The sequence below is a fragment of the uncultured Faecalibacterium sp. genome, assembly GCF_900066275.1.
Lineage (GTDB): Bacteria > Bacillota > Clostridia > Oscillospirales > Ruminococcaceae > Faecalibacterium > Faecalibacterium taiwanense.
On the sequence record NZ_FMFG01000011.1, the window covers coordinates 48,584 to 66,916 of the forward strand.

General features: G+C 43.9%; 17 protein-coding genes and 2 pseudogenes. 10 read left to right on the plus strand and 9 right to left on the minus strand.

Features of this window, described 5'->3' with window-relative positions; genetic code table 11:
- The first annotated feature begins 107 nt into the window (after positions 1-107).
- From QZL71_RS05920 to tnpA, 5 genes and pseudogenes are all read left to right on the plus strand, one after another.
- A complete protein-coding gene (locus QZL71_RS05920) occupies positions 108-1,754 on the plus strand; it encodes an ABC transporter ATP-binding protein (protein WP_294648265.1) in 1,647 nt (548 codons plus the stop codon).
- Between the two features lie 371 nt (positions 1,755-2,125).
- Positions 2,126-3,037, plus strand: a complete 912-nt coding sequence (locus tag QZL71_RS05925; RefSeq protein ID WP_294648267.1) for a hypothetical protein — start codon at positions 2,126-2,128, stop codon at positions 3,035-3,037.
- A gap of 1,700 nt (positions 3,038-4,737) precedes the next feature.
- The gene (locus tag QZL71_RS05930) at positions 4,738-6,114 is read left to right on the plus strand and encodes an AAA family ATPase (protein WP_294648269.1); all 1,377 of its coding nucleotides are present in this window, start codon (positions 4,738-4,740) and stop codon (positions 6,112-6,114) included.
- 1 nt (position 6,115) lies between these two features.
- Complete coding sequence (locus tag QZL71_RS05935; protein WP_294648271.1) at positions 6,116-6,964, plus strand: RloB domain-containing protein; 849 nt, start codon at positions 6,116-6,118, stop codon at positions 6,962-6,964.
- A 188-nt stretch (positions 6,965-7,152) separates the two neighbouring features.
- Positions 7,153-7,425 (plus strand): annotated as a pseudogene (gene tnpA / locus QZL71_RS05940) (IS200/IS605 family transposase); the annotation flags it as partial.
- A gap of 39 nt (positions 7,426-7,464) precedes the next feature.
- Here the strand turns inward: tnpA and QZL71_RS05945 are convergent.
- The 3 genes from QZL71_RS05945 to QZL71_RS05955 form a co-directional block, all read right to left on the minus strand.
- Positions 7,465-9,000, minus strand: coding sequence for a UvrD-helicase domain-containing protein (locus QZL71_RS05945; protein WP_294648273.1), 1,536 nt, complete (start codon positions 8,998-9,000; stop codon positions 7,465-7,467).
- Entirely contained in the window at positions 8,997-9,359 is a 363-nt protein-coding gene (locus QZL71_RS05950) for a hypothetical protein (RefSeq protein WP_294648275.1), read from the minus strand. Before QZL71_RS05950 ends, QZL71_RS05945 begins: the two co-directional genes overlap by 4 nt.
- Before the next feature lie 74 nt (positions 9,360-9,433).
- Positions 9,434-10,681: an ATP-dependent nuclease gene (locus QZL71_RS05955; protein WP_294648277.1), complete on the minus strand. Its 1,248-nt coding sequence runs from the start codon at positions 10,679-10,681 to the stop codon at positions 9,434-9,436.
- A gap of 172 nt (positions 10,682-10,853) precedes the next feature.
- On the opposite strand from QZL71_RS05955, the gene QZL71_RS05960 reads away from it, so the two are divergent.
- From QZL71_RS05960 to QZL71_RS05975, 4 genes and pseudogenes are all read left to right on the plus strand, one after another.
- Positions 10,854-11,108: a hypothetical protein gene (locus QZL71_RS05960; protein ID WP_117554527.1), complete on the plus strand. Its 255-nt coding sequence runs from the start codon at positions 10,854-10,856 to the stop codon at positions 11,106-11,108.
- Between the two features lie 4 nt (positions 11,109-11,112).
- A complete protein-coding gene (locus QZL71_RS05965; protein ID WP_294648279.1) occupies positions 11,113-11,979 on the plus strand; it encodes a DUF6017 domain-containing protein in 867 nt (288 codons plus the stop codon).
- 4 nt (positions 11,980-11,983) lie between these two features.
- Positions 11,984-12,385, plus strand: a pseudogene (locus tag QZL71_RS05970) (AAA family ATPase); the annotation flags it as partial.
- Between the two features lie 152 nt (positions 12,386-12,537).
- The gene (locus QZL71_RS05975; protein WP_015536560.1) at positions 12,538-12,819 is read left to right on the plus strand and encodes a DUF6061 family protein; all 282 of its coding nucleotides are present in this window, start codon (positions 12,538-12,540) and stop codon (positions 12,817-12,819) included.
- Positions 12,820-13,595: 776 nt separating this feature from the next.
- On the opposite strand, the gene QZL71_RS05980 is transcribed toward QZL71_RS05975, so the two are convergent.
- The 6 genes from QZL71_RS05980 to QZL71_RS06005 form a co-directional block, all read right to left on the minus strand.
- A complete protein-coding gene (locus tag QZL71_RS05980; protein ID WP_005924705.1) occupies positions 13,596-14,522 on the minus strand; it encodes a trypsin-like serine peptidase in 927 nt (308 codons plus the stop codon).
- A 210-nt stretch (positions 14,523-14,732) separates the two neighbouring features.
- Entirely contained in the window at positions 14,733-15,383 is a 651-nt protein-coding gene (locus QZL71_RS05985) for a hypothetical protein (RefSeq protein WP_243005575.1), read from the minus strand.
- A 53-nt stretch (positions 15,384-15,436) separates the two neighbouring features.
- Positions 15,437-15,829, minus strand: coding sequence for a hypothetical protein (locus QZL71_RS05990; protein ID WP_223383318.1), 393 nt, complete (start codon positions 15,827-15,829; stop codon positions 15,437-15,439).
- Positions 15,830-15,985: 156 nt separating this feature from the next.
- Positions 15,986-16,372 carry a hypothetical protein gene (locus QZL71_RS05995; protein ID WP_223383317.1) on the minus strand — a complete coding sequence of 129 codons (387 nt, stop codon included), beginning with the start codon at positions 16,370-16,372 and terminating at the stop codon, positions 15,986-15,988.
- 171 nt (positions 16,373-16,543) lie between these two features.
- The gene (locus QZL71_RS06000; RefSeq protein ID WP_005924698.1) at positions 16,544-17,239 is read right to left on the minus strand and encodes a DUF4367 domain-containing protein; all 696 of its coding nucleotides are present in this window, start codon (positions 17,237-17,239) and stop codon (positions 16,544-16,546) included.
- Positions 17,232-17,771: an RNA polymerase sigma factor gene (locus QZL71_RS06005; RefSeq protein WP_223383315.1), complete on the minus strand. Its 540-nt coding sequence runs from the start codon at positions 17,769-17,771 to the stop codon at positions 17,232-17,234. Before QZL71_RS06005 ends, QZL71_RS06000 begins: the two co-directional genes overlap by 8 nt.
- 80 nt (positions 17,772-17,851) lie before the next feature.
- Here QZL71_RS06005 and QZL71_RS06010 point away from each other — a divergent pair, with 80 nt between their 5' ends.
- Positions 17,852-18,175 carry a DUF3847 domain-containing protein gene (locus QZL71_RS06010; protein ID WP_055191833.1) on the plus strand — a complete coding sequence of 108 codons (324 nt, stop codon included), beginning with the start codon at positions 17,852-17,854 and terminating at the stop codon, positions 18,173-18,175.
- The last annotated feature ends 158 nt before the right edge of the window (positions 18,176-18,333 follow it).

Genomic DNA, 18,333 nt, shown 5'->3' on the forward strand with positions numbered 1-18,333 from the left:
GGACGGCGGTAAAACCACCGTTGGTACCCATGCCCAGCTGATGGAAACGGTTCCGCTGTACCGCCAGCTGTACGAGAGCCAGACGGTGCAGAAAGAAGGCGATCTGGATGAAGAGTAAAAAGGATAACGGCGTATTTGAAACCATCCGCATGGCCGCCATGTCGCATCATCTGCTCACGGCGGGCACCATCCTGTGCGTGGCGGCATCGGTGGTGGCATCACTGCTGCCGCCGCTGCTGCTGGCCGGTATCATTGACCGGCTCACCGCAGGCATCCCGCTCACTATTGCAGCAGTGCTGCTTTACTTTGGCAGTCTGGCGCTGGAAGGGGGGCTTTCCTCCGCGCAGGAAAGCCTGCTGGTGCTCTTTGGCCAGAAAATGACCCACGCGCTGCGGTCGGAAATGTCCCGGAAGCTTACCCGGCTGCCCGCCAGCACGCTGGCAGGCCAGAACCCCGGCGAGGTGGCGGCACGCTTTTCCGGCGATGTGGACACGGTGGAAGCGCTGTTCACCTCCGGCATCATCAGCATGGCGGCAGATGCCTGCCGCATCATTTCCATCATGGCGGTCATCGCGGTAAAAAACACCGGCATTGCGCTGGTGCTGCTGCTGGTGCTGCCGCTGTTTGCGGTGTTCACCCGCCATGTGCAAAAGCGGATGCTGGCCGCACAACTGGATAACCGCAGTGCCGTTGCGGCTGTCTCCGGTCAGATGCCGGAGACGCTGCACAACATCCGCACCATCCGGGCACTGGGGCTGGAAAGCTATAGGGAACGCCGCTATGACCGCTGCATCGGCGAGAGCTACGCCGCTATGGAGCGCACCAATTTTTACGATGCCATCTATTCGCCGGTGGTGCTGGCGCTGAACGCGGTGGTGGCAGGCATCGTGATGCTGCTTTCCGCTTCCGGCAATGCCATGGTGCTTACATTCTTTGGGATGTCGGTGGGTACCTCGGTGGCGATCATCAACTACATTTCCCGCATTTTTGCTCCCATTGAAAGCCTTGGCATGGAGATCCAAACCATCCAGTCGGCCATGGCGGGTGTCAAGCGCATCGATGCCTTTCTCGCTCAGCCGGAACGCACGATCCCTGCCGAGCGCCGGACCGCTGCGCGCGGGGATGTGGAGCTTGCGCATGTGACCTTCGGCTATGGCGAAAAGCCCGTCCTGAGTGATTTCTCCATGACGGTAAAGCAGGGCGGGCAGGTCACGCTGGTGGGCCGCACCGGTGCGGGCAAGAGCACGGTGTTCAAGCTTCTGCTGGGCCTGTACCAGCCGCAGGCGGGCTCTGTTACCATTGGCGGTGTGGATGTGGCACGCATCACCGACCGCGAGCGCCGCACCTGCATCGGCTGCGTGGAGCAGCATTTCTCCCGTGTGCCGGGCACCGTGCTGGAGCAGATCACGCTGGGCGATCCGCAGATCACTGCAGAGATGGCACGGAATGCGGCAAAGCTTGCGGGCATTGACGAAGCCATTCAGGCCCTGCCGGAAGGCTGCGACACCGTTTGCAGCGATGGCATGTTTTCGCAGGGCGAGTGGCAGCTGCTGTCCATTGCCCGCGCTGCGGCGGCGGACCCGGCTGTGCTTTTGCTGGACGAGGTCACGGCAAATCTGGACGCTGAAACGGAAGCCCGTGTGCTGGAAGCACTGCGCCGCGCCTCTGCAGGCCGCACGGTGCTCTCAGTCTCCCACCGCATTTACGAAAACCTGGGCGGCAGAGCGGTGAAGATCGAGCCGCAGAGCATGTGAACCGAAACATTTTTCGCAATGCACGAAAAACGTTTCATCTCTTGACAGAACAGGCGCTGTGCTGTAAAGCAAGGCGCGAAAGCTGGGCAAAGCTCGTCTCGTTCTTTCAGGAGCGGTAAGGAAGATCAAAAATCTGTTTTTTCATGTCAGACATGAAGATACTTCTTGTTCTTTCGCAGAGAAAGGAATATAATGGGAGAGATAAGATCACCAGCATGCACATGATAAAACTTGGAGTGCGCTCAAGGTCAAGAGGAAGATGATTTCTTTCCTGGCAGGACTGTGCTATACTGACAAAAAGATCTCCGGGTGCAGCGCAAAAGCTGCTGCAGGAAAGCTGAAACTTACAGAAATGAGGAACACACACGGCAATGGCACAGCACGAACGCGGCACGGCATATTATCATCTTCCGGGACTGTTTGAATTTTATGAACTGTACCGTGTGTTTCTGCCGCTGTTCCGTGAACACAGGGAATATTTTTACGACTGGTGCGAGATCGGTTCGGTCTACGGTGCACCGGCCGACTGCATCTGGGGCGGGGGCCGCACTGGCTTTGGCGATGCACAGCCGCACCGGGTGCTTGCACTGATGCAGGAATATGGCATATCGGCCCGGCTCACCTTCAGCAATTCGCTGCTCCGGAAAGAGCACCTTGCAGACCGGAAATGCAATGCCCTCTGTGCGCTGTTTGAAAAAGAAAACCGCGTGCAGAATGGTGTCATCGTCCATTCGGACCTGCTGCTGGACTACCTGAAAAGGCAGTATCCGGGCCTTTATTTCGTGTCCTCCACAACAAAGGTCCTTACAGATTTTCAACAGCTCCGCAGAGAGACGGAACGGGAAGAGTTCCGCTATGTTGTGCCGGATTTCCGCCTGAACAAGTCGTTTGCAGAGCTGGATACCATGCCGCAGGATCAGAAGGACAAGGTGGAATTTCTGTGCAACGAATGCTGCTGGTACGGCTGCCGGGACAGAAAGCACTGCTACGAGAATGTCAGCCGCAAAAATCTGGGCGAGGACTGCCCGGACCACCGCTGCACAGCGCCGGGCGCACAGCAGGGCTATCGTTTTTCAAAGGCAATGGAAAACCCCGGCTTCATCGGGGCCGGGGATATCCGCAAAGTTTATCTGCCCGGCGGCTTTTCCAACTTCAAGATCGAGGGGCGGGGACTGGGCAGCGCGTTGATACTGGAATTTCTGCTTTACTACATGACAAAGCCTGAGTATCAGCTGCGCGTCCGGGAAGAAATTTATCTGGACAACATGCTGGATCTGTTCTGATGGCCCTGAGCCGCGTTCATATTTGCTTCCGTGATGTATCCTGCCGCCTTCGGGCGGCTTTTGTTTTAGGATGTACTGATTGACACCCTCAAAAGCATCCTGCAGGGAGGTGCAGCCTGCATTGGGAAATGCAGAACAAAGGGGTTTGGGGCAATCCACCCCAACAAGCTTTTTGCAACGCAAAAGTCGCCGTTGTATATGCGACGGCATTGCGTAAGCTGTGTTCCGTTTACGGCGCGGTCTTTCGTTTTGTTTGCAGATGCACTTTTTATATTTGGCATCAAGTTATAGATTGACAAGAGTACGCATGCAAATATAAGGGAAAGTGCTTTTTTGTACCGTGTTTCGACAAAGGGACAGGTCGAAAAGGACGACATCCCCATGGATGACCCTACCCGGTTCGCATCCGACTTCAGGGTTCGGAGCCCGGCACGGTCTGCCAAAGTTTTTTAGGCATAAAAAACGTCGCATCGTATAAAACGATGCGGCAAAAAAGAAAATCTCCCCGGTAGACATTCCTACTGGTCGGGACCCGCGCACTAAGCAACAGCGACGAGTTGCGTTAGCTGATTTTTCCGCAGCCCCTTGGCGGGGCTTTGAAAAATCAGAACGCGGCCCCAACAGCTCCTCCCTGTTTCAGCCACTGGCTGCGGTCGTCGCCGTTGCACTGGGCTGTTGCTTGCCCTGCCTGCGGCAGGGCTGTGCTGTTCGAATCCCTCTAGGTCCCAAAGCCAGCGTTTGACTTATGTGCACACAAAAGAAAAGCAGCAGCGTTAAAATTACACTGCTGCTAAAAGTGGACCTAGAGGGATTCGAACCCTTGACCTCTCGGATGCGAACCGAACGCTCTCCCAACAGTCTCGCTTTTGTGCACACCTTATGCACTGCGAGAAAAGAAAAATCAACGTATGTTCGTCTATATAAAATGTTCTGCCATCCAAACGACCTTTCTCGCTCACAAGTATGATCTCCAAGCCGCGGATTTTCGAGACGATGCAGTTTGGGGCGTAATATGGTTGGCGGACAAGTGAGCTACAGGCCCTTGAGATATAGCTCACATGGGGTTCAGATGTATCACATCCCAATTTACAATAAAATACGATGTATCGTAAAAGCGCAACTTTCACTCGAAAAGAATGGAAGCTGCGTTTTTGTTTTTGTCCACACAACATTTCAAAAAAGGAGGATGTCTATACTTTGTGCTACACTATCCAAGCAATGTATGAATACGGCGGCATAGTAGATGACGACGAACCACAGAACTTATTCTGAGCTTAGCCAGTATGCGACCTTTGAAGACCGGTTCCATTATTTGCAACTGCATGGCACTGTCCGGCATGATACATTCGGATTTGACCGCTATCTAAACCAAGACTTCTACCAGTCCAGAGAATGGCGAATGTTCCGTGACAAAATTATTGTTCGGGACATGGGATGTGACCTCGGTGTTCCTGACCACGAGATTACAGATTGGGTTATCCGAAATGGAAAGATTATCCGACCGGACACACAAAGCAATCCATTATGGGGACGATAGCATTCTGGAACCAGCATTCACAGAACGAAGATCGGGCGATACCTGCCTATGGAAACAAAGAACGATTTGATCGTCACACAGCGGCTGAAAACATGTGTGAATTTCGAAAATTCGATTGAAGATTACGAAAAAACTGTGTATAATATGATTTGAAGGAGGGAAGATGATTATGCTTATTCGTTTTTCTGTTGAAAACTATATGTCGTTTAAGGAACGGCAAATTTTTTCTATGGCGGCAGGAAAAAGCTCCAGACATCCGTCTCATATTGTTTCGATAGGAACTAATCGACTTTTGAAGAGTAGCTTTATTTTTGGTGCAAATGCAGCAGGTAAATCAAATTTTATCCATGCTGTTGACTTTATGAGGCAACTTGTGACTACAGGCGATTCTAAAAGTGGAAGAAGCCGTGATCGATATTTCCGAATAGATCCATCTTATAGTAAACGACCGGGCGTATTCCAGATAGAGATTGCTGCAAATAATCGATTCTATTCTTATGGATTTTCTATTGACTATCTTAAGAGAGAATTTCAGGCAGAGTGGCTCTATGACGTTACTGATGACAAGGAAGTCTGCTTCTTTGAAAGAGATATAGAAGAAGGTACAACGAAAACAGGCTTGAAGTTTCCTGCAAGTTCAAAAGATGGCATGAGGTATGAAGTATACAAAACCGATATTACTGCTAGTAAGTTGTTTTTAAGTGAATTTGCTAAGAAAGATATTGATGAAACATCTATTTTTTGGCCGCTTAAAGTTGTATACAATTGGTTCTTAAAAGTTGTTGTAGTATATCCATATAGTCATGCTATGAAACCAAACAACTTTTTTGTGAATAGCAGTGGAAACAATACAGCATTAGCGCAAATGTTAGCTGGATTTGATACTGGAATAGAGGGAATCTCTTCAGAAAAGAAATCTCTTGAAGAAGCATTGTCCTTTATGCCAAAAGAAGATAGAAGTCAGCTTATATCTATTATAGAGAATGACATTCGAGAACATGAAGAGATTCGTATGTCGATGGATGAAGATGCTAAAAAATCTATATCCATAGGAGTGAATAACCAAAGTTTTGTTATTTCTATGGAAAATGGAGAGTTAATGGCAGATCAGCTTATGATGAATCATGGTAACAAAGATGATTTGTTTGACCTATATGATGAATCTGATGGCACACAAAGACTATTCGACTTGATTCCTGCGTATGAAGTTGTTAAGGATGGACGGGTCATCCTTATTGACGAGGTGGATCGAAGTTTTCACAGTAAGTTGACAGAAGAATTCGTTCGGCGATATTTTGAGATAACAGAGGGCAGTGCATGCCAGATGATTTGTACGACTCACGACTTAAACCTGATGACCTTAAACCTGCTCCGAAAGGATGAAATATGGTTTGCTGAAAGAGACAATGAACATAGCACGCGGTTATATTCATTAAGTGAGTTTAAGACTAGAAATGATAAAAGCGTTTTGAATGACTATATTCAGGGACGATATGGAGCAATCCCTTGTATTTCAGAAATTGAAAGTGAGGAGGCTTAATATGTCAATTCCTCATAGACTGAATGCAGGTAATCGATTCGAGAGACCTGAAACCCAAAGTATAAAACGCGTGGTTTTTCTCTCTGTTGAAGGAGAAGTGACCGAACGACGATATTTTGAGTTTGTGAGAGAATCAAGGGAAACGCTTGGAATTAAGTCAGTAGTCGAAATCCATGTGCTACGACGTGGAGACAGCTCAAGTTCACCGGAAAAAGTAGTGGAATTGCTCGAAAATTATCTTGAAGTGAGAAATAATAATGACTTTCTTGCGGAAGTTGATAAGTTGGAACTTAAACACTACGATAAAGAATTTATTCATAAATACTTAGAAGCCCCGGATACAATCGATGTAAAAGAGAAAAGGCAGTTTGAGGGATTTCTGAAAGAAGAGCAGTTGGATTTAACATACCTTCTCTTCCTTAACAAATTCAAAGGATCTGATAACGGAGAAAACGACGTTTTCGGAATTGTTATTGATCGTGATGCCGGAAATCACAGTCCAGAGAACATGGCAAGGATTTTCGATGAATGTGACGAGAAAGGGTATCGATGCTTTCTTACAAATCCAAGATTTGAGTTTTGGCTGCTGCTTCATGTTGCAGATGTAAAGTCTGAGTATCCAGATGAACTTGAAAAAATGCTTGACTTCAATGATGAAACTGTAGACAAGCACTTGCTTGAGAAAACGGGCGGCGGAAAAAAGATACAGAGAAAAATATTTGATACTTATTTTCTTCCGAATATTGATACGGCAATCGAGAGAGCTAATGGATTATGCACCTCGCGAAACGAACTTTTAGATCAGCTCGGAAGCACTCTTGGCGAACTTTTTGAACTGCTGCGAGAATAAGAAACCAAAATTATTTCAGCGCACTGGCTTAGCGGCTAGTGCGCTTTTCTTTTTGAGACATGAGTGAAGAAACTAGCTAAGCTGGTAGAATAAAAGCGGCTTTAGCCATAGACAAAGAGAGACCTCCCCGTAAAATAGAGTGCAGATTTGCCAACCACATTCTAGAAACAGGGAGGTTTATCTTTAAAATGAAAGATAACAAAGACGTAGATAGTTTAAGCCATATGATGTGGAGATATCAGTACCATGCAGTGTTTGCACCGAAATATCGGAGAATGGTGATATACGGTCAAATCAAAAAGGACATAGGCCAGATACTCCGCCAGTTGTGTGAGCAAAAAGGTATTGAGACTATCGAAGCAGAAGTCTGCCCTGACCATATTCATATGCTGATAAGTTTCCCTTCGAAGTACAGTATTTCTTACGTTATGGGATATCTTAAGGAAAAAAGTACTCTTTTAAGGCTTACTCAAGCCATCGGCTTAGCCAGTGGTTTTCGCTTACTGTTTTGAACCGTTTATGCCTTCAACAACTGTTGCTATCTTCCTCATTGTTAGATTTGACTCAGCCAAAATCTTTTTTATGTTTTTAACATATATCGCAGCCCTTCCATCATCACTAATATGTACCAAAATTAATTTTGACTTTGCTCGTGTCGCAGCAACATAGTGGTTGCAAATATCTTGCTCTGTTTCCAACGTATAATCGGATACGAACAAAATAACCTGATCAAATTCCAACCCTTTAGAGGAATGAAACGTAATCGCAATTCGTTGTAGTCCATCTATATTAAATGCCGGATGAAATTTTTTATCGCAAATGGTTTCATACACTTTTTTACAATGCTCATCTTTTGTAGAGTAACCCAAAGAATTTGCTAATTGCTCAACTTCTTTGGCAAAGCTGTCCTTATCCGCTTGCTTAAGATATTCATCCAAATGCTTCAATGAAATTTTAATGGTTTGCAAAATATGTTTGTTTCCTACTACCTCATTAGGGTTTTCATCTCTAAGGTCGTAGGCCGAATATGTGGGGAGAATAAAGTGCTTTGCAATAGCGTTATAAAGCCATGCTGCTTCAGTAGTAATATCCGAGATTGGAGTTTGAGGAACATATGTGAATTCTACTCCTTTTTCTGTTAGTTCTTTTGCACCAATCTCAGAATTTGCGTTGCTGTATCTTAACAGAGCACATCTTTTGTTCTTGTCCAAATAAGGTACTACAGCCGAAACCCAATTTGCAGTTGTAGTACATAGCATAACTACCGAAGACAAATCATTGACCTCTTTATAAAGAGGTCTTGTCTCATCGCAAAGCAAATTAGAATAGTTTTGTATCTGCTGACAGGATCTATAATTATCCGTCATAACTTTTTTAGAGAAATCACCTCTGGTCCAAATACTCATAAACGCTTCAGGATATGCACCTCTCCACATATAAATCGACTGTTTTTCATCGCCAACAACGAAAGTATCTATTTTCAGAGTTTCACATAGATACATAAACAGTGCGTGCATATCTTTATCGCAGTCCTGATATTCATCTACATAAATTTTGAAATATTTGGATTTCAAATATAGCTGGCACGCACTTGAATTTTTCAGAATTTCAAGTGCCAGTTGAAATATAAAATTTTTCTTGCTGTTTATATATGAGCATAAGATTTGCTCCGTTCTTATTATTTCTATTCCCTCATCAAGAGTACCCACTCTCACAGAGTAGTCTGTACTCATATCGAGTTTATAGTCTTTACCATAGACATCTTTCATAAAGGGCTTGATGATTTCTTCGATGGCAAAACTATTGTTGGTTCCGATGAAATGCTCGCTTACATCAATGTTTAGACGATCTTTAATTTCGGCGGCGGCCTTAATTGTAAATGTAATTGCGGCTACTACTTTGTGTGTATGATTTTCTTCTATGTCATGCTTGATTTTGGAAACCATGGTATGCGTCTTTCCCGTTCCAGCACTCGCGCGAACAATTAAGTTCCCAGATGTTTCAACAATTTCTTTTTGTATCGGCGATAACATCATTCGGCAATCCTCTTTAGACAAGCAAAATTGTAGTGTTCAAAAATAAGTTCACAGTCGTTTTGGGTGAGTTTTTCGGCAAGTTCAACCATGTGATTGTTCTTTGCTTCCTGCAGATAGCCAATCACATTTCCATCGGCTGATGGAAGGTATTCAACCATTTTATCATGAATGACTTCATCCAAATCTTCTTCCAAACTGCATCTCGACAAATAGAGTGAATAATTGCTTCTAATTCGATCCAATGTTTCTCTATTTTTATCGTATAGCTCGCGCTTTGCCGCAACACTCTTTTCATTTACAGGATCTTCCGGAAGAATAGTTTCACCAATAAGACCATTTAATCGCATAAAACCTAACACGCTATATGTCTCTTTGTTACGCGGCTTTCTTAAGTCGTTATCTGTTTTCACAACATTATAAATTTTCAATGCGTTCAATATTGATTGGTAAGGCTTAAATCCAAATCCCCCACCGAAAGTATATAAATCCCATCAGCTTCATAAAATGGATTCTTTTCAGAAAGAACTTTTCCGAATAAAACCATTTCAGAAGGTCCTTCAACGAGCAAAACTTTATCGGCAAAAATAGCTTCTGTCAATCCACGATTTAGCATCTTGCGCTGCTCTTTGAATTCTTCGGGAACAACATAGAGAACACTGCGGCTTACGATTTTATCAGCATTGTATATGCGAACTAGATTCACCTGATCCATTTCTGCCAGTACATATGGTGAATGTGTTGTTATAAATAAATACCGATACTTGTTTTCAGAAAATAATACATGCGATAATGCAATTTGCATAGAGCGATGCAAATGGTTTTCAGGCTTTTCTATTAAAAACAAATTGATTTTCTTATCTTCTTCCTCTTTAGAAAGCAAATCAAAAATAGAATACACTAATAATTTCTTGCGTCCTTCACCTGAGGTGGGATATAGAGAATCATCCGCATCTTGTTTGATGTAGGGAACAATATTGGAATAAAGACCTTTTACAGCAATTTCAGACTTTACAGATACCGTTACAGCTTCATGTCTAAACTTTCTATATTCTGGAGCAATTTTTTCTTCAAAACTTTTTATTCCAGACAAACTGGAAATCTGTGCATTTAAACTGTTACAAGTTTGCTGAATATCTTCTAGGGTACTTCTATCTTGCTCGTCATTGTTTGCAAGAAGCGTATTAGCATTTTTCTTGAAAAGAGCATACAAATCCACATATGCATCTATGTAAATAACATTGAATACATAATCTATTTCAAAAAAAGTTCCATGAACTTTCATTTCCTCAAGTTCATTCAAGTCGCCACCCCAATATAGAATAGGTACGCCAACCATTTCTTTTTCATCGTAGGAGGCTGCTACTTTAATATAGACTTTATTTTGCCCTGAAAGAAGTGCACCTTTTAGCTTTGCCCGGAGTTTCTGACTGTCCGAATCACCTTGATCGCTAATATCAATCGTCACAATAATTTCAATCGGAGATCCTATATGTTTCTTGTAATAATCTGTATCATTAAAGTTCTGTCGCCTAATGTCCTTATCAAAAACAAATCTTAATGCATATAAGAAATTGGTTTTTCCAACATCATTCATGCCAAAAAGAACATTTTTATTTGTCAACGCTACCGATATGTTTTCAAAATTTCGGAAATTCTTAATTGTCACCATATCAAATTTCATGGCACCGCATCTCCTCAGATAGCAACTCTCTTTTTACTCTAGCTACGACATTTCTGCGTACAAGACGATTGTAATATACAAATTATATCACAAATTAAGTGCGATTCAACAAGAAAGTATTGAATCTGCGCTTTTATTTTTGTCCACAACACATTTCAAAAGGAGGATGCCTATGGATAAAGACTTTATGCTGAACTATTTTAACAAAGCGGTACAGCCTGAATGGGAGGAACTGCTGAAAACACCGCGCTACCAACCGGCAGCAAGTAAGCGTGACGCAATCGAACGGGAGTTCTTTCGGATGCTGAACGATGAGCAGAAACGCAAGTACCTTGATTTGGAATCCGCAGTCATACTGGCAGAATGTGATATCGCAGAAGCTATGTATATGAAAGGTGCCGCAGACCGTGAGATGATGATCCGTTAATACCATGAGCTACGACTACTTCTACGGTCAGTCGGGCGAGTTGTTCTCCTACTTCCGCATTCCCAAGGCACTGTTCCAAGACCACCGCTTCCGGCAGCTCTCCACGGATGCCCGGACACTGTACGGCATCCTACTGGACCGCATGAGCCTGTCGGTCAAGAACGGCTGGCTGGACGATCAGGGGCGAGTGTATATCATTTACACCGTCCGGGAAGTGCAGGAATCTCTCTGCTGTGCCGAACACAAAGCGGTCAAGCTGTTCCGGGAACTGGAGGACATCGACCTCATCGAGCGCAAACGCCGTGGTCTGGGCAGACCCAGCCTGATCTACGTCAAGGACTTTTCGTCCGGCTTGCCAAAAGCGCAAGTAGAGAATTGCCCAAACCGCAATTCTGATGCTGTCGAAAGCGCAATTCTGGAGCAGTCAAAACCGCAAGCAAATAAGACTGATAAGAATAAGACAGAGTGGAATGACCCTGACCCTATCTATTCCGGGGGCATCCGGGAGCAGCTTGAGGATTATTTTTATCAGGCGTTAGAGGTGGAACTGCTGCTCCGGCTCTGCCCGGACGATGAGGACACCATCTATCAGATCGTGGACTTGCTTGTGGATACCTGCTCTACCAAGCGCAAGATATTGCGGATTGCCGGAGATGACAAACCTGCCGAGGTGGTACGCAGTCGGCTGAAAAAGCTGAATGCTGACCACATCCGTTTCGTGCTAGATTCTCTGGCAGAAAACACCGCCCCGGTGCGGAACATGAAGCAGTATCTGCTGGCAATGCTCTACAATGCGCCCACCACCATGAACCTCTACTATCAGAACAAAACGAACCACGACTTTGCGCGCGGTTCACCGAAGGCGGGGTGATGTTATCGCAAAGAAAGCTACGATTATCGCAGTCACCAATCAAAAAGGCGGTGTTGGGAAAAGCACCACTTGTGAAAATCTGGGCATCGGGTTGGCAATGGAGGGCAAAAAAGTCCTGTTGGTGGATACCGACCCGCAGGGCAGCTTGACCATCAGCATGGGCTGGCAGCAGCCCGATGAACTGCCCACTACCCTCTCCACCCTGATGGCAAAAGCCATGAATGACCAGCCCATTCAGCCCGGTGAGGGCATTCTGCACCACGCAGAGGGCGTTGACCTGATCCCTGCCAATATCGAACTGGCAGGGCTGGAGGTGGCTCTGGTAAACAGCATGAACCGGGAAAAGATGCTGAAACAGGTGCTGGACAGTGCCAAGCGGGAGTACGATTTTATTCTACTGGACTGTATCCTGCAAAAGCTCATGCACCGCTCAGACGTTGACAGTATCATCTGCGCAACGGATGCAGGATAGTGCGGTTGGGTGACTCAAGAGAAAGAAAAAAGAGACCTCATCTCGTCAAAAAACTAAATCATAAAAGCATCAAAGAGGGCATTCAAATGAAACAAAATCGAATTTTTGACCAGAATAGTTCTCAAAAAGCACGTTCTTGGCACTATAATATGGACACCAACCGAGCGGAAGCCCAGTTCGCTGATGGCTCTGCCATTGCCATTGACTGCCTTGCCATCGAGGACGAATACGGCAATACCCCGGCACAGCGAGCTGAACTTGATTGGCTACTATACAACAAGCCCTTGGAGTGCGTCCAGCTTGTGCTGAGTGGTGAGATTGAGCATTATCTCTCACTTGGCTGTGACCATGGCAAACTGAAAGACTAACCTCTAAATAGGCCAAACAACCCGCTACTTGCAGTCGCTGCAAATGGCGGGTTGTTTGCTTATTTTAAGTTTTTCCTTTGCTCATAGTAGTGCAAAATCAATGTAGTGCAAAATCAATGGCCCAACGGTCAAAGAAATCACAAATATCAGGCAAATCTACTGGTTTCTTATAAATGTCATTCTAAAATTCAATGGATTTTGCTATTTCTAGCACTTGTTTTTTCGACACGAAAGTCGATTTAACCCTATATTTTATGTATCTCTCGATGATTTCAAGTTTGCCATTTTGGGGGCTTGATTATTGAGAAAATTCTAAATTCCAAAAAGGTCTATCATTTTCATCAATCGCATCGTTATTGAGAATAAGCACTGCACCACCACTTAACAGAGGAGGCAGCTGTAAATAGCTTATATTATTTATTGAGAAAATGAAACGCTATTGCAACAGTTGAATACTGTATATTTTATCAAATTGATACGGATCTGATAGCAACACCTTACCGTTTGATATCACAAGAATGCTTTCGCCTTCTTTAAGATACGACAACTGAAGATTTCCTTTCAAGTAGTTTGATACGCCATAAATTATATAATTGTCATCCGTATCATATAATTGATTTTTTGCAGTCGCATAAATACAATTGTTCTTCAGGTCAACTTCTTCAATTATAAGTTCCGATTTTTTTCTTCCGAATGTATTCGATTGAAATAGAATGCAGAGAACCACTGCCACAAATGCTATGCCAACCATAATCTTCCGTTTGCATTTCATTTTATCAACCTCTGTATGAAAGGAACAGCGTATAAAGCGATTGTGTTATTCTCAATGCCCCTGTATAAGAAGTTGGATATGAAGAACCATCAATTGTGCTTCCATCTTTATGGATTCCGATAGCTACATACCCAGCTCCAGAAATATATTCTACAAGAGGACCACCACTAAAGCCACCTGTCAAATCCCAATCGCCCTTGAGATATTTTGAAGTCTGACTTCTAATATACCCAGAAGATTTACACATCCGATATCTCGCATCGGCACCATTTATTTGGCTCGGATAGCCATAAGCATACACCAACTGTGATGATGAATAATTGCTAGACTGCCAATGTAACCCAAGCCATCCCGTTTTCGTTCCTAAATTATTCTTGAGCGTAATAATCGCCCAATCCTCCGAACTTGTTCCAGCAAGATAAGAATCACTAACAATCATCGAACTTGCCGATACATTTTCGCTTCCAAAAGGTTTACTATTATCAGATCGAGCAGGTGCGACATTTACCGACTTAACGTAGGCTTTTTCCTTTATACTGTATAGATTATGTGCTGCTGTTGCAAGTGCATTAGGCCCAATCATAAATCCAGAACCATAATTTGTCCCTCCATTATTGGTCGTTATCTGTAGGCATACCGTACTACAATATGGTGTTGCCGTTGGATTATCAACAACAGTGATATCATTGCTTCCGATAATCGCATACAGATCGGATAGATCAATATCCGAAATCTTTCCATTTGGAAAATAGCCTGCAGTTGTCTCTCCATCCGTGAAGGAATTGGTTTCAACTATAATTTCCTCTATAGATTCTTCTTTTGTATCAAAATCGTATCTATGGTATCTCTCGATATGAGATTTGCTTCCATCACTTTGATTATCTGCAAAAGCAGTCAGCCCAGAGTTAAGCTCCATTGAAGAAAGAGCCACAATCCCACTTGCTTTCAAAAAAATTCTACGAGATATTTTTTCACTAGCTATTTTAATTTTCCTTCTTTACTTTTAGAGTATACACAAGATTTCTTATACATCAGTTGCTCTGCATTGGAAACACCTCCGTAAAATTTTTCATACGTTAGAGCCATCCTTATTTTAGATTTCAACTTTTACTTTCGCAAAAAAATAAATACCACTGATTTTTTATCCAATAGCCGTGCTAAGATTTATCTCTATGGGATTCAACACATGCGTCTGCTGGCACAACCAAGCCCAATTGTTCACTGTAGTAGTAAACAAGTCGTCATAGTTGTTGTCATATGCAAAATCAAATGTGTCATGAACGGTAATCAAGTAATACATTATAGAATTACCAATCATGAAGCCTGTTCCAGAGGTGCTTACCCTATGCAATGCATAGAATAAATCTGCATTATCAGACTTTTGAATTGTAAAAGACCAACTTCCTCCACTAAAATCTTTCAAGCCACTATTAAGTACTTTGTTTTTATAATTATTAAAAACTGTTGTCGTGTTTAACTTGTCAAGCAATGGCGTCGAAGAATCCGTCACACTCTCAGAATAGTCAATATTATATACAGAGAATTCAACCATAAGAGCCGCACATTCATATCCCTTATCCCGTGCAATTTGCGCAGCTGCCAACCATGCAAGCTGTGTATTATTTAACAAATTTCCAGATGCACGTGTTTGATCTTCATCTTTCATCTTATCGATAAACTTATTTAATTCATCTATCGACATTCCCGAAAAATCAACATGATACTTATCATTCATGCTTTGAATAACAGGATTGCTAGCTTTACGGCTGCTTATGTTAGCAGCATAAGACACAGTATTTATCGAAAACAAAAAACACACTGAAAGAATTAATGATACGAACCTCCTTAAATTCTGTACTCTACTATATAAATTGTGTGCTTCTCATCATCCCAGACAACGAGACTAAAATTCACATCTTCAGAATGTAAAAGCAATGTATTCATTTCGGCTTCCGAGCGTAGTTCCTTATGCTGACTATTATCATAAAGAAAAAAATTTCCACTTGCAATTTCAGGAATCACAAAATCTAATCCAAAATATGACGACACATTTTTTAATATAGAAGATATGGTTGGAGAATCATTAATTTTCTCCCATGAATCGAGTTGATGAATAATTTTGGCTGCATCCACATCGTAGTATACCGCTAACATTATCCCATCATTTTGCAATCCGCCATAAGCCTCATATATCAACGATTCAGAGTATGTTGCTTTTCCAATTTTGAATTGTTTCAAATAATCTCGTTTTTCATATTTGCTTTTTCTTCCAAGCATAAAGCCCAAAAGCAAGCACAGTGCGACTATAGCTAGGTATCGGATAACTCGCGTTGGTCTCGCCTTTATAATTACCTCACACCTTTCTAACTTGCTGAAATATATAACAAACTCCACTTATCTACTGGTACTTCCGGTAATGGTTTCGCTCCGTCCATCGGAATAGCTAAAGGTCGCAGAATACTCAAGCCTATAAGATTTTCCGGGCTTAGTGTTAAAGCTACTGCTCACCATGCAGGTTGAGGTCGTGCTGCTGTTTGAGCAGCTACTTACTTTTTGCCATGTTCCAATTGTCCCCTTTTCATAGAGAACGCCTGAAACGCTGATTTTCTTTACTCCAGTTCGAGTCTGGGCATCAACCTGATAGTATGTTTGGTAAATAGATCCGTTGACCGTACTATCGCCTACATACCGTTCAGACTTTTCAGCGGCCATTGCGGTGCAGGCAAAGCTCAAGAGAATCACCGCTGAAACAACAATGGACAACAAACGCTTTTTCGACATAGACATACACCTCCGTTTTTTTGCTCCCATCAAGAGCCTTTGTATAATCAACGCAATTCGCATTCGCTTCGTTTCAATTTTCAGGAGAAAATTTTTCAAATTTTCCATCTTTGTAAGTTCAGACAAAAAGAAAGCCAGACATTTGTGAACTCTCACAAGTGTCCAGCTTTCTTAACGGATACCTTCCGCAATTTTCATAATCTCATCGTATGGAATGTTTCCCATAACGGTATGTGTAATCCCCCGATGTTCCCAACTTAGAGTATAAACATTCTTTCCATGTTCATCCGTACTGGTTCCAAGTACACCATCTGCTTCTCCGACCTTTACGGTTTCGTACACTGTATGCTCATTATCAAACAGGGACTGCTGCCCTGGCTGGATAATTGAGCAACGGACTGTGTAGCTTTCCTCTGTTTCTTTTGACGAGTAAACATGTAAAAAGTTTTCTGCTCGCTCAAATTTCTGCACATCGTCCATTTCAAAGCCGTTCGGCACATAATGGTCGCTGTATCCATCCGGGAGCCACTCCAGCGGTTCGCCATCCACCTGATAAGTCAGCTGCATCTCAATGGGCAGAAATTTTTGAATCATCGTATAGACTGCCCTGCGGAAATCAGCGCTGACCGCAAGAGCACCAACCGTCAGCATTACGAGTGTCAATGCCGCAATTAGTACTCGTTTCAACACTGGGTGGTGCTTTTTCTTCTTTAAGGCCTCTGTCATTCGTTCGTCCCATTGGGACGTATCTGGGTAGATTTCCTCAAACTGCTTTGGCGTTGGAAGCGAATCCAGTTCTCTTTGCGCATCTGCACGAAGTGCCATCATCAAAGCCGCATCAAATGAAATGTCTGTCCGCTCACTCATGGCTGTTCATCTCCTTCCATAATAGTTTTCGTCCTCGAAAGAGCCGTGTTCGTACCACTTCATCCGTTAATCCCAGCGATTTTGCAATCTCACGGTTTGTATATCCCATTGCCAAAAGGCGTAGCGGATCACGGTACATCGGTTTCATTTGGCCAATCAGTTCTGTTAGACGTTCAATGTTATCGGTGCTAACTGCTGCATCATCCGGCACCGGAGCGGCATCTGGTTCGTTTGGGACATCTTCCAGCAATTCTTCTCGTTGTTTGCGAAGCATATCATATGCACGGCTTCTACTACAACTAACGAGATAAGCAGCGAGTTCGTGACAGTTTTCTCGATGAATTTTAGAAAAATTTTTTGCAACGTACAAAAATACCTCTTGTAGCACATCCTCTGCCAGATACGAATCATCCATGATTTTGTAAGCGGTATGGTAAACCAGCCGTTTGTATGTATTGTACACCTCGGTAAAATCTTCTTCAAAGTTTCGATCATCAAGCACACTTAGATATAACGCAAGCAACGCAGTCACCTCTATTCACATTGATTGTGTGTAGTGTACCACGAACCAATAAAAATGTCGAATACAACCAACTTTTGAAAAGGAGCGTGATGCCATTGACCCAACCGAAAACCGATCTCGCCTATCTCCGCAGCGAGAAAGCCAAAGCAGAACAGCAGCTGCGCTACTACCAGCACCGGGAGAAAATTCTGGAACACCAGATACCAGAGCTGACCCGCAAGGCCCGTGTGCATCGGCTGTGTACCCGTGCCGGAATGCTGGAAAGTTTTCTGATTGCGCCGGAAGAACTCACCAACGATCAGGTGATGGAGCTGCTGAAAATCTCGTTCCGCCAGCCTGAAGTCGTGCTGGCACTTGCAAAGATGGTGCATGATGTTCACGAACGCAGCAACGTCCAAAAACCTTTAGAATAAAGGGCGCAATTATACACCGTTCCGGTGAAATTGCGGTCTTGCAGACGGCTCGATGAAATCGAAGCTGGCGTTTGTGCGCCAGCCCGATTCCATCCCAAGGAAAACTGCATTTTCCTTGCGCTGCTTTGCAGCTATCCTTTTGCGGCTCCCGCCTGAGA